This window comes from Pseudomonas sp. Wu6 (genome assembly GCF_019891515.1).
GTDB classification, from domain to species: Bacteria; Pseudomonadota; Gammaproteobacteria; order Pseudomonadales; family Pseudomonadaceae; genus Aquipseudomonas; species Aquipseudomonas orientalis_A.
Genome location: NZ_JAFLXH010000022.1, coordinates 55,225 through 68,579 on the forward strand (window position 1 = coordinate 55,225; position 13,355 = coordinate 68,579).

Annotated in this window: 13 protein-coding genes; 10 read left to right on the forward strand and 3 right to left on the reverse strand. The window is 61.7% G+C overall.

Annotation, left to right across the window (positions count from 1 at the left end; all coding sequences use genetic code 11):
- Positions 1-4: 4 nt before the first annotated feature.
- Genes rfbB through J1G34_RS16530 form a run of 7 tightly spaced genes read left to right on the forward strand, consistent with a single transcriptional unit; the run spans position 5 to position 7,088 of the window.
- Positions 5-1,087, forward strand: a complete 1,083-nt coding sequence (gene rfbB / locus J1G34_RS16500; RefSeq protein WP_065935977.1) for a dTDP-glucose 4,6-dehydratase — start codon at positions 5-7, stop codon at positions 1,085-1,087.
- Entirely contained in the window at positions 1,084-1,959 is an 876-nt protein-coding gene (rfbA, locus tag J1G34_RS16505; protein WP_065935976.1) for a glucose-1-phosphate thymidylyltransferase RfbA, read from the forward strand. The genes rfbB and rfbA overlap by 4 nt, the downstream gene beginning before the upstream one ends.
- Positions 1,956-2,501, forward strand: coding sequence for a dTDP-4-dehydrorhamnose 3,5-epimerase (rfbC, locus tag J1G34_RS16510; protein WP_065935975.1), 546 nt, complete (start codon positions 1,956-1,958; stop codon positions 2,499-2,501). Before rfbA ends, rfbC begins: the two co-directional genes overlap by 4 nt.
- Positions 2,498-3,379 (forward strand): dTDP-4-dehydrorhamnose reductase, encoded by an 882-nt coding sequence (gene rfbD / locus J1G34_RS16515; RefSeq protein ID WP_065935974.1) that lies wholly within the window; start codon positions 2,498-2,500, stop codon positions 3,377-3,379. Before rfbC ends, rfbD begins: the two co-directional genes overlap by 4 nt.
- 36 nt (positions 3,380-3,415) lie before the next feature.
- On the forward strand, positions 3,416-5,224 hold the full coding sequence (locus tag J1G34_RS16520; RefSeq protein WP_065935973.1) for a sensor histidine kinase: 1,809 nt from the start codon (positions 3,416-3,418) through the stop codon (positions 5,222-5,224).
- Positions 5,221-6,606, forward strand: a complete 1,386-nt coding sequence (locus J1G34_RS16525; RefSeq protein ID WP_065935972.1) for a sigma-54-dependent transcriptional regulator — start codon at positions 5,221-5,223, stop codon at positions 6,604-6,606. The genes J1G34_RS16520 and J1G34_RS16525 overlap by 4 nt, the downstream gene beginning before the upstream one ends.
- Before the next feature lie 26 nt (positions 6,607-6,632).
- Entirely contained in the window at positions 6,633-7,088 is a 456-nt protein-coding gene (locus J1G34_RS16530; RefSeq protein ID WP_065935971.1) for a thioesterase domain-containing protein, read from the forward strand.
- Between the two features lie 126 nt (positions 7,089-7,214).
- Here J1G34_RS16530 and cysQ read toward each other — a convergent pair whose 3' ends face one another.
- Positions 7,215-8,051 (reverse strand): 3'(2'),5'-bisphosphate nucleotidase CysQ, encoded by an 837-nt coding sequence (gene cysQ / locus J1G34_RS16535; protein ID WP_065892661.1) that lies wholly within the window; start codon positions 8,049-8,051, stop codon positions 7,215-7,217.
- A complete protein-coding gene (gene nudE / locus J1G34_RS16540) occupies positions 8,048-8,614 on the reverse strand; it encodes an ADP compounds hydrolase NudE (RefSeq protein ID WP_065883206.1) in 567 nt (188 codons plus the stop codon). The genes cysQ and nudE overlap by 4 nt, the downstream gene beginning before the upstream one ends.
- A gap of 87 nt (positions 8,615-8,701) precedes the next feature.
- Here nudE and yrfG point away from each other — a divergent pair, with 87 nt between their 5' ends.
- A complete protein-coding gene (gene yrfG, locus J1G34_RS16545; RefSeq protein ID WP_065892660.1) occupies positions 8,702-9,364 on the forward strand; it encodes a GMP/IMP nucleotidase in 663 nt (220 codons plus the stop codon).
- Positions 9,365-9,533: 169 nt separating this feature from the next.
- Here yrfG and lysM read toward each other — a convergent pair whose 3' ends face one another.
- Positions 9,534-9,974 carry a peptidoglycan-binding protein LysM gene (gene lysM / locus J1G34_RS16550; protein WP_065892659.1) on the reverse strand — a complete coding sequence of 147 codons (441 nt, stop codon included), beginning with the start codon at positions 9,972-9,974 and terminating at the stop codon, positions 9,534-9,536.
- 196 nt (positions 9,975-10,170) lie between these two features.
- On the opposite strand from lysM, the gene fdhD reads away from it, so the two are divergent.
- Both fdhD and J1G34_RS16560 read left to right on the forward strand, forming a co-directional pair.
- A complete protein-coding gene (gene fdhD, locus J1G34_RS16555; protein ID WP_222994366.1) occupies positions 10,171-11,010 on the forward strand; it encodes a formate dehydrogenase accessory sulfurtransferase FdhD in 840 nt (279 codons plus the stop codon).
- On the forward strand, positions 11,007-13,355 hold the full coding sequence (locus J1G34_RS16560) for an FdhF/YdeP family oxidoreductase (protein ID WP_065935969.1): 2,349 nt from the start codon (positions 11,007-11,009) through the stop codon (positions 13,353-13,355). The genes fdhD and J1G34_RS16560 overlap by 4 nt, the downstream gene beginning before the upstream one ends.

Sequence of the window (13,355 nt, forward strand, 5' to 3'; positions counted from 1 at the left end):
CGACATGCGTATTCTCATCACCGGCGGTGCCGGATTTATTGGCTCGGCCCTGATCCGGCATCTGATCCAGCACACTGAGCACGAAGTGCTCAACCTGGACAAGCTCACGTACGCCGGCAACCTTGAGTCGCTGGCCAGCATCGCGGCAAACAGCCGCTACGAGTTCGTCCAGGCCGATATCATCGACCAGGCCACCGTCAGCGCCGTCCTGGCGCGCTTTGAGCCAGACGCGATCATGCACCTGGCGGCCGAGTCCCATGTGGACCGCTCCATCGACGGCCCGTCGGATTTTATCCAGACCAACATCGTCGGCACCTACAGCCTGCTCGAAGCCACCCGTGCCTATTGGCAGAAGCTGGCTGAACCGGCCAAAAGCGCGTTCCGTTTCCACCACATCTCCACCGATGAGGTGTACGGCGACCTGCACGGCGTGGACGATCTCTTCACCGAAACCACGCCTTACGCCCCCAGCTCGCCGTACTCGGCCAGCAAGGCAGCCTCCGACCATCTGGTCCGCGCCTGGCAGCGTACCTACGGCCTGCCGGTGCTGTTGACCAACTGCTCGAACAACTACGGGCCGTTCCACTTCCCTGAAAAACTGATCCCACTGGTGATTCTCAACGCCCTCGCGGGCAAGCCGCTGCCGGTGTATGGCGATGGTCTGCAAGTGCGCGACTGGCTGTTCGTCGAGGATCACGCCCGTGCTCTGCTCAAGGTGGTGACGACTGGGGTGGTTGGCGAGACCTACAACATCGGCGGCCACAACGAACAGAAGAATATCGACGTCGTACGCGGCATCTGCGCCCTGTTGGAAGAGCTGGCGCCACAGCGTCCGGCCGGCGTGGAAAAATTCACCGACCTGATCACTTTCGTCAAGGATCGTCCGGGCCACGACCAACGCTACGCGATCGACGCCAGCAAAATCGAGCGCGAACTGGGCTGGGTTCCGGAAGAAACCTTTGAGACCGGACTGCGCAAGACCGTGCAGTGGTACCTCGATAACCTGGAATGGTGCCGCAGGGTCCAGGATGGCAGCTATCAAGGTGAACGACTTGGCAATACTGACGTGAAGGATCTGATCGCATGATGAAGGGAATTGTATTGGCCGGCGGTTCCGGCACCCGTTTGCACCCCATTACCCTGGGCGTGTCCAAACAACTGTTGCCGGTGTACGACAAGCCGATGATTTACTACCCGATCTCGGTGCTGATGCTGGCGGGGATCAAGGACATCCTGGTGATTTCCACGCCGGTGGACCTGCCGCAATACCGCAACCTTTTGGGTGACGGCAGCCAGTTCGGCGTGCGTTTCAGCTATGCGGAACAGCCTTCGCCCGATGGTTTGGCCCAGGCGTTTATCATCGGCGAAGAATTCATTGGCGATGATCCTGTGTGCTTGATCCTGGGAGACAACATCTTCCACGGCCAGCATTTTGGCGATCAACTGCGCTCTGCGGCCGAACGCCCTTCAGGCGCTACCGTATTCGGTTACTGGGTCAAAGACCCTGAACGTTTCGGTGTAATTGACTTCGATAGCGAAGGCTGTGCCCTGTCCATCGAAGAAAAACCGGCTAAACCGAAGTCCCACTACGCGGTGACCGGCCTGTACTTCTACGATAACGACGTGATCAAGATCGCCAAGGCGGTCAAGCCTTCGCCACGTGGAGAGCTGGAGATCACCGACGTTAACAACGCTTACCTCAAGCGTGGCGATCTGCACGTTGAACGCTTCGGCCGTGGCTTTGCCTGGCTCGACACCGGCACCCATGACAGCCTGTTGGAAGCCTCGACCTACGTTCAGACCATCGAGCACCGCCAAGGCTTGAAAGTGGCGTGCCTGGAAGAGATCGCCTATGAAAACGGCTGGATCGACCGTGATTATCTGCTGGAGCGTGCCAAGTACTTTGGCAAGACAGGCTACGGTCAGTACCTGTATATGCTCGCTGGAAACATTAAATGAACGTGATCGCCACTGAGCTGCCCGGTGTATTAATCATCGAGCCGAAAGTTTTTGGCGATGAGCGCGGTTTTTTTTATGAGAGTTTTAATGCCCGCGCGTTTGAAAAAGCCAGCGGGTTACAGCTGCAGTTTGTGCAGGATAATCACTCGCGCTCGCAAAAAGGCGTACTCAGAGGTCTTCACTACCAGGTAGAACACGCCCAGGGGAAACTGGTGCGTGTCACTGCCGGCGAAGTGCTCGACGTGGCGGTGGATATCCGCCGCCGCTCGCCACATTTCGGCAAATGGGCGAGCGTGCGCCTATCGGCAGAAAATAACCGCCAGTTGTGGATTCCACCAGGGTTTGCCCACGGATTCGTCGTGTTGAGCGCCTCCGCCGAATTCCTCTACAAGACCACGGATTACTATGTTCCGTCTGCGGAACGTTGCATCCGTTGGGATGACCCGGATCTCAACATCGATTGGCAGCTCAATAGCATACCGACACTGTCCGCCAAGGATCAAAACGGTAAAACCCTGAAAGACGCGGATCTATTCCTGTGACAGCGCCCCTGAAAATCCTCATCACCGGCCAACACGGCCAAGTCTCCCAAGAGCTGCAACGGCGGCTTGAGGGCCTGGGCGAACTTATCGTCCTGGGCAGCAAGCAACTTGACCTGGCAGATGTAGACCTTATCCGCCAGCAAGTGCGCGTCCATCGCCCAGACCTGATCATCAACGCCGCCGCCCACACTGCGGTCGATCAGGCCGAAAGCGAGCCGGACGCAGCTTTCGCCATCAACGCCATCGCTCCCGGCATTCTCGCCGAAGAAGCCAAGGCGTTGGGTATCCCGCTGATTCATTACTCCACCGACTACGTGTTCGACGGCAGCAAACCTGCCCCGTACACCGAAAACGACACGCCCAACCCACTGGGTGTGTACGGCCAGAGCAAACTGGCGGGTGAACAGGCGATTGCGGCTGTAGGTGGCAAGTACCTGATTCTGCGCACCAGTTGGGTGTATTCCAGCCACGGCAAGAACTTCCTGCTGACCATGCAGCGCCTGCTGCAGGAAAAACCGCAGATGCGCATCGTCGCCGACCAGATCGGCGCGCCGACGTGGGCCGGGACTATCGCCGACAGTACGCGCGCACTGATCGAGCGCTGGCAAGCCGGTGACGCCGGCGAGTGGGGCGTTTATCACCTGACTGCCCAGGGTGAAACCTCATGGTTCGGCTTTGCCGAGGCGATTGGCGAGCAACTGCGTGCCGAAGGCAAACCCTGTGCCGAGCTGGAAGCGATCCCGTCCAGCGCCTATCCAACACCCGCCAGGCGCCCGCTGAACTCACGCCTCGATTGCAGCCGCCTGCAGCAGCAATGGCACGTCAGCCAGCCGCAATGGCAGGACGCATTGCACGAGTGTCTTGCCAGGCAGCACTAGGCATAATGCGCCTGTACCCACAGGCGCATGATCCCCATGACCCCACCTCTTCCACGAAGACCCCGCTGGCGCAGCCTGGCCCTGTTGGCGTTGTGCCTGGCGCCGCTGCTATGGCCGCTGGAACACCTGGCCGAGCGCTACTACCGCAGCGAACTGGCCGGGCAGAACCGTCAGACCCTGGACCTGTACGTCGCCAACCTGTTGGGCACCCTGCATCGCTATGAAGTGCTGCCGCAGATCCTCGGTGACCTGCCGGCCCTGCGCACCGCGCTGGATGCGCCGCAGATCAGCACCAACCTGGTCAATGCCAACGTGCTGCTCAAGGATGTCGCCGCCCAGGCCGGGGTGGAGGTGATGTACCTGATGGACACCACCGGCAAGACCCTCGCCGCGTCCAACTGGGATAAGCAAGACAGCTTTGTAGGGCGCAATTTTTCCTTTCGCCCCTATTTCAGCGAAGCCATGGCCGGGCGCCTGGGGCGTTTTTTCGGGCTGGGCACCACCTCGGCCAAGCGCGGCTATTTCTTCGCCGCCGCCGTGCGCGATGATGAGAAAATCATCGGTGTGCTGGTGGTCAAGGTCGACCTGGACCACACCGAGAGCCTGTGGGGCAATACCCCGGAACAACTGCTGGTGACCGACCACAATGGCGTGGTGATCCTCACCTCGCGCCCGCAATGGCGGTTCCGCGCCACACGCCCGCTGACCGACGAAGAACGCCAGGCCATTATTGCCATCCAGCCCTACCCGACCCGTGATCCGCAGCCACTGAACCTCAGCAGCAGCGCCTGGCTGCGTCAATCCACAGCCATCGCCGAAACCGGCTGGAACGTGGAAATCCTCGCCCCACAGTCGCTGATCAACCGCCCGGTGCGCACCGTGGTGGCCGTCGGCGGCGCGACATTGCTGGTGCTGATGCTGCTGCTCGGCTTGATGATGCAGCGCCGTCGCCATTATCTGGAGCGCATCGCCTTCGAAGCCAAGGCCCGCCGCGAGCTGGAAATGCGCGTGGCCGAGCGGACCAGCGACCTGGAGGGCCTGAATCGGCGCCTGAAACAGGAAGTGCTGGAGCGCGAACACGCCCAGCAGGAACTGGTACGCGCCCAGGACGACCTGGTACAGGCCGGTAAACTCTCGGCGCTGGGCACCATGTCGGCCAGCATCAGCCATGAACTGAACCAACCCCTGGCGGCGATTCGCAGCTACGCGGAAAACGCTGAAGTGCTGCTCGACCATGAACGCACCGCCGATGCCCGCGGTAACCTCAAGTTGATCAGCGAACTGACCGGGCGCATGGCGTCGATCATCGCGCACTTGCGCGCGTTCGCCCGCCGCGACCGCCACGCGCCGGAAAGCGTGGCGTTGCAACCGGCGCTGGACGATGCGCTGGCGTTGCTGGGCAAGCGGCGGCGCTCAATGGAGGTGGAATTGATCCGCGACCTGCCCGAGGCGACCTTATGGGTACAGGCCGGTGAAACCCGTCTGCGCCAGGTGCTGGGCAACCTGCTGGCCAACGCCCTCGACGCCCTCACCGAAAAAGGCCCGCCGCGCAAACTCTGGCTGAGTGCCCAAACCACCGACCAGGGCGTCAACCTGTACATCCGCGACAACGGCCCGGGCTTTTGCATGGAAGCCCTGGGCCGCGCCAGCGAGCCGTTCTACACCACCAAGACACGCACCCAGGGCCTGGGCCTTGGCCTGGCCATCTGTGAAACCCTGATGCGTGCGTTCGGCGGCGAGCTGCTGTTCGCCAACCGCAAGGAAGGCGGCGCGCTGTTAACCTTGAAATTGCGCGCCGGCTCGCCGGGCGTCAGTGTGCAACCGTCCGAGGACCGCAGTGTATGAGTATCGATAACCAGATTCAGGTGGTGCTGATCGACGACGATCCCCATTTGCGTCAGGCGCTATGCCAGACCCTGGACCTCGCCGGGCTGAAAGTGCTGACCCTGGGCGAAGCCAGCGGCCTTACCGCGCGCCTGTCGCGGGACTGGCAGGGCGTGGTGGTCAGCGATATCCGCATGCCCGGCATGGACGGCCTGGAGCTGCTCGCCGAACTGCACGGCCAGGACCCGGACCTGCCGGTGCTGCTGATCACCGGCCACGGCGACGTGCCGCTGGCGGTGCAGGCCATGCGCGCCGGCGCCTACGACTTCCTTGAAAAACCCTTCGCCAGCGACGCGTTGCTCGACAGCGTACGCCGCGCCCTGGCCTTGCGCCGCCTGGTGCTGGACAACCGCAGCCTGCGCCTGGCCCTCAGCGATCGGCAGCAACTGAGCACGCGCCTGGTCGGGTATTCGCCGCAGATGCTGCGCCTGCGCGAGCAAATCGGTGCGCTGGCGGCGACCAAGGCCGATGTGCTGATCCTCGGCGAAACCGGCGCCGGCAAAGAAGTCGTCGCCCGGGCCTTGCACGATCTTTCGAACCGGCGCAGCGGCCCGTTCGTGGCGATCAACGCCGGGGCACTGGCCGAGTCGGTGGTGGAAAGCGAACTGTTCGGCCATGAACCCGGCGCGTTTACCGGCGCGCAGAAGCGCCGTATCGGCAAGTTCGAATTCGCCAACGGCGGCACGCTGTTTCTCGATGAAATCGAAAGCATGAGCCTGGACGTGCAGGTCAAGCTGCTGCGCCTGCTGCAGGAGCGGGTGGTCGAGCGCCTGGGCGGCAACCAGTTGATCCCGCTGGACATCCGCATCATCGCCGCCACCAAGGAAGACCTGCGCCAGGCCGCCGACCAGGGCCGCTTCCGCGCCGACTTGTATTACCGTCTCAACGTCGCGCCGCTGCGCATTCCACCGCTGCGCGAACGTGGCGAAGACGCGCTGATGCTGTTCCAGCACTTCGCCGACGAAGCCAGCAGCCGCCACGGCCTGCCGCTGCACGAGCTGCAACCGGGGCAACGCGCCCTGCTGTTGCGCCACAGTTGGCCGGGCAATGTGCGCGAACTGCAAAACGCCGCCGAACGCTTCGCCCTGGGCCTGGAACTGGCCCTGGACAGTACGCCGGACGATCCGTCCACCAGCACCCTGACCTCCACGCCTGGCGGTTTGAGCGAGCAAGTCGAACAATTCGAAAAAAGCCTGATCGCCGCCGAACTGACCCGCCCCCACAGCTCCCTGCGCAGCCTCGCCGAAGCCCTCGGCGTGCCACGCAAGACCCTGCACGACAAATTGCGCAAACACGGCCTGAACTTCGCCGACAGCGCCCACCACAGCGCAGACGACGAATGACCCCGTCCACCCACCAAGAGGCCGCCATGAGCCGCGACAGCCGTTACCTGGAATCCATCCTCCATCACGACATCCCCCTCACTCGGGAAATGGGGCTCAAGGTGCTCGACTGGCAACACCACCAGCTGCAACTGCATCTGCCCTTGCAAGCCAATATCAACCACAAGAGCACCATGTTTGGCGGCAGCCTCTATTGCGGCGCCGTCCTGGCAGGCTGGGGTTGGTTGCACCTGAGACTGCGCGAAGACGGCATCGAAGACGGGCACATCGTGATTCAGGAAGGACAGATCAGTTATCCGTTGCCGGTGACGCAGGATGCGACGGTGATTTGCACGGCGCCGGAGGAGAAGGTGTGGAAGCGCTTCGTGGCGACCTACAAACGCCATGGCCGGGCGCGGTTGGCGCTGGACACATGGATTGTGAATGAAGGCCGCGAAGACCGCGCAGTAACCTTCACCGGCCAGTACGTCCTGCACCGCTAGCCGCCATTATCCAAAGCAAATGTGGGAGGGGGCTTGCCCCCGATAGCAGTGTGTCAGACAACCCGCTTCTGACTGTTACACCGCAATCGGGGGCAAGCCCCCTCCCACATTTTGTTTTGCTGTGACTTAAGACCTGGCCAGGCTCAACAAGCGTTCACGCCATGCCGCCTTGGCCGGCAACGCCAGAAAGAACGGGTTCAGCAACGATTCCCGCGCCGGGTAGCTGAACGGCTTGCCGTTCAACTCCAGTACCGCGCCCCCCGCCCCTTCCAACACACCTTGCGCCGCCGCGGTATCCCACTGCGACGTCGGCGCCAGGCGCGGATAACAATCGGCACTGCCTTCGGCCAACAGGCAGAACTTCAACGAACTGCCGATATTCGCCAGTTTCAGCTCACCCAAACCCTGGCTCAACCCCTCCAGCAAACGCTCCTGCTCCGGGCTGGTATGCCGGCGGCTGGCAACCACAGTAAAGGCTTCACCCGCAGCCGGCGTCTGGCGCACCTGGATCTGCCTGGGCGCGGCATTTACATCCGAGCGCCAGGCTCCCAGGCCCGCGCCGCCGAAGTAGCAACGACCGCTGGTGGGCATCGAGACCACGCCGAACACCACACGGCCCTGCTCGATCAAGGCGATATTGACCGTGAACTCTTCACTGCCGCTGATGAATTCCTTGGTGCCGTCCAGCGGGTCCACCAGCCACCAGCGCTGCCAGCCGGCGCGCACGCTCTGGTCGATATCGGCGTCTTCTTCGGACAGCACCGGAATGCTCGGGTCCAGCGCCGTGAGACCCGCGAGAATCAGATGATGCGCGGCGAGGTCGGCGGCCGTCACCGGCGAATCATCCGCCTTGGCGGTCACCGCCACATCGGCACGCCAGTACGGCAGGATGGCTTCACCGGCCTGGCGCGCCAGTTCAATGACCGGCGCGATAAACGGATGGCCCAGAAACAATTCGCTCATAAGGTAAACACCCCACGCTGGGTCAGCAGGTCTCGTACCAGATACAGCGCGGCCAGCGCCCGGCCCTCGCTGAACTGCTCGTTCTGCGCCAGTGCCGACAGCTCACGCAGGTTGACCCGCTCCACGCGCATAGGCTCAGGCTCATCGCCTTCCAGGCGCTCTTCGTACAGATCAGTGGCGAGCACCACCTGGATTTTCTGGCTCATATAGCCGGGTGACAGCGACAGCTCGGTGATATGTTCCAACTGGCGTGCGCCATAGCCGGCCTCTTCCTTGAGTTCGCGGTCCGCCGCCGCCAGCACATCCTCGCCGGGCTCGATCAAGCCCTTGGGCAAGGACAGCTCATATTCATCGGTGCCGCCGCAGTACTCTTCCACCAGCAATGCGTGGTCTTCGTCGATCATCGCCACGATCATCACCGCGCCATAACCCGCACCACGGCCCACCAGACGTTCGTAGGTGCGCTCAACGCCATTGGAAAAGCGCAATTGCACTTCCTCCACGCGGAACAAACGGCTACTGGCGACTATTTCGCGGGCGAGGACGGTGGGTTTCTGGCGCATAAACGGCTCCTTGGCGTGATCGGGTTACTATACCGTGGCTTTTCCGATTGTCTGTGTCGGATATCTTTACTTACATGAGAACGCCCCATGCCCTCTTTGCCCTGGCACGCCATCGACACTGTCCTGCTGGACATGGACGGCACCTTGCTCGACCTGCATTACGACAACCACTTCTGGATGGAGCACCTGCCGCAACGCTACGCCGAGCTGCACGGCGTGAGCCTGGCCATGGCGCAAATGGAATTGCAGCCGCTGTTCGAGCGTAACGCCGGACAGTTGCAATGGTATTGCCTGGATTTCTGGAGCGCAGAACTTGCAATCCCCGTGCGCGAACTCAAGCTGGAAACCGCCCACCTGATTGCCCTGCGCCCGGACGCCGATACTTTTCTGGCAGCGATCAAGCAGGCCGGCAAGCGCGTGATCATGATCACCAACGCTCATCGCGATTCGTTGTCCTTGAAGTTGGAGCGCATCGAGTTGGCGCCGTACTTCGAACGACTGATCAGCTCCCACGATTACGGTTTTCCCAAGGAGAACCCGCAGTTCTGGGAAGCGCTGCAAGCAGACATCGACTTCGACCCGGCCCGGAGCCTGTTTATCGACGACACCTTGCCGATTCTGCGCAGTGCCAGGGATTTCGGGGTGGCCCATTTGCTGGCAGTCAAAGAGCCCGACAGCAAAAAGGGGCCAAAGGACACTGCAGAGTTCGCAGCCGTCGGGAATTATCGAGAACTTATTACCGGGCTTTGAGCGAGTGTGGGAGGGGGACACGCCCTAATACCAATCTGTAGGAGCGAGCTCGCTCGCGAAAAACGTCAACGATAACGCGTATTTCCTGCATAAACGCGGTGCCTGTGAGTTTTTCGCGAGCAAGCTCGCTCCTGCAAAAAGGGCGAGCTTCCTCGTTTTATCCTGCGTATTACTCAGGGATACGCAGGGTCTGGCCTGGGTAGATTTTGTCCGGGTGCGACAACATGGGCTTGTTGGCCTCGAAAATCTTGTTGTACTGATTGGCGTTGCCGTACACCGTCAGGGAAATCGCGCTGAGGGTGTCGCCTTTTTTCACAACCACGAAACGCGCAGCGGTAACCGCCGGGCCGGAGACGGTGATCTTGTCTTCGACACTGCCGACACCTGCGATATTACCGGCCGCCAGGATGATTTTTTCTTTCTCTTCCTGAGTTGCGACTTCGCCCGTCACCGTGACTTTGTCACCCTCAACGGTGGCCTGCACATTCGGATTTCCAAGGCCAACCTTGGAGATGTGGTCCTTCAACTGCTCACTGGCGTTGGCATTACCCGGCGTCAGCAGATCAATCAATTTCTCGCCTGCTTCCTTAACAAAACTGAAAATACTCATGGTGCGCTCTCCTTGGGTTTAAGTACCTGATGCCCAAGACTAGACCAGTCCCAAAGATCTGGGTTCCGGGTCACTCCTTGACTAAAAAACGAACCTTGATCGACGCTATCTATCAATACATCAATACTGGCGATTAGACGCGACCCTTTGTCGCGCCTAGTCTGAACACTGATCAATCCGCCGGTGGTATTGCCCCATGAACGCCAAGCGCCCCACCTGCGCGGCGCCCGCCCTCGAAACGCCAGCGCCCGCTGCCAGCCAGAGCTATCAGTACAGCAATCTGGAACACACCGACGTCGGCAGCACTGCGCTGGCCGAAGAAGTGGCGTTGGCAATTGCCTACAACGATATCAGCCAGGCCGTCATGCTGGTGACGCCGACCGACCTTGAGGATTTTATCGTCGGTTTCAGCCTTGGCAGCGGCATCATCCGCGACGTTAGCGACATATACGATCTGAAGCTCAGTGGTTCGGGTTCCGCCCAGTATGCTCAGGTACAGATTTCCAGCCGTGCATTCTGGAACCTCAAGCAACAGCGTCGCCAATTGGCCGGTACCAGCGGCTGCGGCCTGTGCGGTGTCGAAGCGGTGGAGCAGGCCTTGCCCGACCTTCAGGTGCTGCCCGGGGCGCCCTTGCCACCGGCCGAATGGCTCGATGGCCTGCGCCAGCGCATCGGTGCATTCCAGCCGCTGGGCCAACACAGCGGCGCGGTGCATGCGGCGGTGTTCATGAACGGCCAGGGCGAATTGTTGATGGGCCGCGAAGACATCGGCCGGCATAACGCCCTGGACAAACTGATTGGCGCCTTGATTCGCCAAAAGATTCCGACCGACGGCGGGCTGGCGATTGTCACCAGCCGCTGCAGCCTCGAGTTGATCCAGAAAGTCCTGCGCGCGGGCATCCAGACCCTGGTCAGCCTGTCGTCGCCCACTGGCCTTGCCCTGCAATGGGCGCGCCGGCATAACCTCAATCTCATCCACCTGCCGCAGAAAAGCGCGCCGCGGGTCTACAGCCCTGCGATGGAGCACCAGCCATGAGCCTTCACCACCAAGCCGACCAGACCCCAACTCCACGCTATAAGCCCTATAAAGGCCCGGCCGGCGGCTGGGGTGCGTTGATCAGCGTGGCGCAAGCCTGGCTGACCAGCGACAACGCGCTGAAAAACCTGCGCATGATGCTCAAGACCAACCAGAACGGCGGCTTCGACTGCCCGGGCTGTGCCTGGGGCGACTCGCCGGAAAGCGGCATGGTCAAGTTCTGCGAGAACGGCGCCAAGGCCGTCAACTGGGAAGCCACCAAGCGCCGCGTGGACGCGGCTTTCTTCGCCAAGCACAGCGTTACCGCGCTGCTGGAACAAAGCGATTACTGGCTGGAATACCAGGGCCGTCTCACCGAGCCCATGCGCTACAACGCCGAGACCGACCGCTACCAGCCCATCAGTTGGGAAGCCGCGTTCGACCTGGTCGGCAAGCACCTCAATGCCCTGCCCAGCCCGGACATGGCCGAGTTCTACACCTCGGGCCGCGCCAGCAATGAAGCCGCCTACCTGTATCAGCTGTTCGTGCGCGCCTACGGCACCAACAACTTCCCGGACTGCTCGAACATGTGCCACGAAGCCAGCGGCGTCGCCCTGGCACAGAGTGTGGGCGTGGGCAAAGGCACCGTGACCTTTGATGACTTCGAACACGCCGACGCGATTTTCGTCTGGGGCCAGAACCCCGGCACCAACCACCCGCGCATGCTCGAGCCACTGCGCGAAGCGGTGAAACGCGGCGCCCAGGTGGTGTGTATCAACCCCCTGAAAGAACGTGGCCTGGAACGCTTCCAGCACCCGCAACATCCGCTGGAAATGCTCACCAACGGCGACAAGCCGACCAACACAGCCTATTTCCGCCCTGCCCTGGGCGGCGACATGGCCATTCTGCGCGGCATGGCCAAGTTCCTGCTGCTGTGGGAGCGCCAGGCCCTGGCCGAAGGCAAGGAAGCCGTGTTCGATCATGACTTCCTCAACGAACACACCGTTAACGTCCTGGACTATCTGGGCCAGATCGATGACACCTCTTGGGAGGAAATCGTCGAGCAGTCCGGCCTGACACTGGTGGAGATCGAACAAGCCGCGCGCATGTATGCCAAAGGCAAGAACGTGATCATGTGCTGGGCGATGGGCATTACCCAGCACCGTCACTCGGTGCCGACCATCCAGGAAATCGCCAACCTGATGCTGCTGCGCGGCAACATTGGCCGTCCAGGCGCTGGCCTTTGCCCGGTGCGTGGCCACAGCAACGTGCAGGGCGACCGCACCATGGGCATCAACGAGCGCCCACCGGCGGCGTTCCTCGACTCACTGGAGCGCCGCTTCCAGTTCCAGGTGCCGCGTACCAATGGGCACAACGTGGTCGAAGCCATCCACGCGATGCTCGAAGGCCGCGCCAAGGTGTTTATCGGCCTGGGCGGCAACTTCGCCCAGGCGACGCCCGACAGTACCCGCACCTTCGAGGCGTTGCGCAACTGCGACCTGACCGTGCAGATCAGTACCAAGCTCAACCGCAGCCACCTGATGCACGGTAAAGACGCCCTGATCCTGCCCTGCCTGGGCCGTACCGACATCGACATTCAGGCCGACGGCCCGCAAGCGGTGACGGTGGAAGACTCGTTCAGCATGGTCCACGGCTCCAATGGCCAGTTGCAGCCGCTGTCGAAACTGATGAAATCGGAGCCTGCAATCCTGGCCGGCATCGCCGCCGCGACCCTGGGCAGCAAACCGGTAGACTGGAACTGGTTGGTCGCCGACTACGGCCGCATCCGCGACCTGATCGCCGATACCATTCCAGGCTTCAAGGACTTCAACGAGAAGATCAAACACCCCGGCGGCTTCTATCTGGGCAATTCCGCCGGCGCACGCCGCTGGAACACCCCATCGGGCCGCGCCAACTTCCGGCCGAACATCCTGCCCAAGGACCTGATTCATGAGCGCACCCACGCCACAGGGCGGGTGCCGGACCTGATCATGCAGTCGATGCGCTCCCACGATCAGTACAACACCACTATCTATGGCCTGGACGACCGTTATCGCGGGGTCAAAGGGCAGCGGGATGTGCTGTTCGTCAACGAAGCCGACATCATCCGCCTGGGCTTCAAGCCAGGGCAGAAGGCAGACATCATCTCGTTGTGGGAAGACGGCCGTGAACGCCGTGTGAAAGGCTTTACCCTGCTGGCGTTCGATATCCCGGCCGGGCAGGCGGCGGCTTACTATCCGGAAGTGAACCCGCTGGTGCCGTTGGAAAGCACGGGAGAGGGCAGCCATACGCCAACGTCGAAGTTTGTCGCGATTCGTTTGGAAGCGGCGAGTGACACAGGCTTGATCATGGCGCGCTCGGCCTGA

What these genes read in the sequence shown, in the direction of transcription:
- rfbB (WP_065935977.1), top strand. Translation starts at nt 5, where the DNA reads ATGCGTATTCTCATCACCGGCGGTGCCGGATTTATTGGCTCGGCCCTG.
- rfbA (WP_065935976.1), top strand. Translation starts at nt 1,084, where the DNA reads ATGATGAAGGGAATTGTATTGGCCGGCGGTTCCGGCACCCGTTTGCAC.
- rfbC (WP_065935975.1), top strand. Translation starts at nt 1,956, where the DNA reads ATGAACGTGATCGCCACTGAGCTGCCCGGTGTATTAATCATCGAGCCG.
- J1G34_RS16520 (WP_065935973.1), top strand. Translation starts at nt 3,416, where the DNA reads ATGACCCCACCTCTTCCACGAAGACCCCGCTGGCGCAGCCTGGCCCTG.
- J1G34_RS16525 (WP_065935972.1), top strand. Translation starts at nt 5,221, where the DNA reads ATGAGTATCGATAACCAGATTCAGGTGGTGCTGATCGACGACGATCCC.
- J1G34_RS16530 (WP_065935971.1), top strand. Translation starts at nt 6,633, where the DNA reads ATGAGCCGCGACAGCCGTTACCTGGAATCCATCCTCCATCACGACATC.
- cysQ (WP_065892661.1), bottom strand. Translation starts at nt 8,051, where the DNA reads ATGAGCGAATTGTTTCTGGGCCATCCGTTTATCGCGCCGGTCATTGAA.
- nudE (WP_065883206.1), bottom strand. Translation starts at nt 8,614, where the DNA reads ATGCGCCAGAAACCCACCGTCCTCGCCCGCGAAATAGTCGCCAGTAGC.
- yrfG (WP_065892660.1), top strand. Translation starts at nt 8,702, where the DNA reads ATGCCCTCTTTGCCCTGGCACGCCATCGACACTGTCCTGCTGGACATG.
- lysM (WP_065892659.1), bottom strand. Translation starts at nt 9,974, where the DNA reads ATGAGTATTTTCAGTTTTGTTAAGGAAGCAGGCGAGAAATTGATTGAT.
- fdhD (WP_222994366.1), top strand. Translation starts at nt 10,171, where the DNA reads ATGAACGCCAAGCGCCCCACCTGCGCGGCGCCCGCCCTCGAAACGCCA.
- J1G34_RS16560 (WP_065935969.1), top strand. Translation starts at nt 11,007, where the DNA reads ATGAGCCTTCACCACCAAGCCGACCAGACCCCAACTCCACGCTATAAG.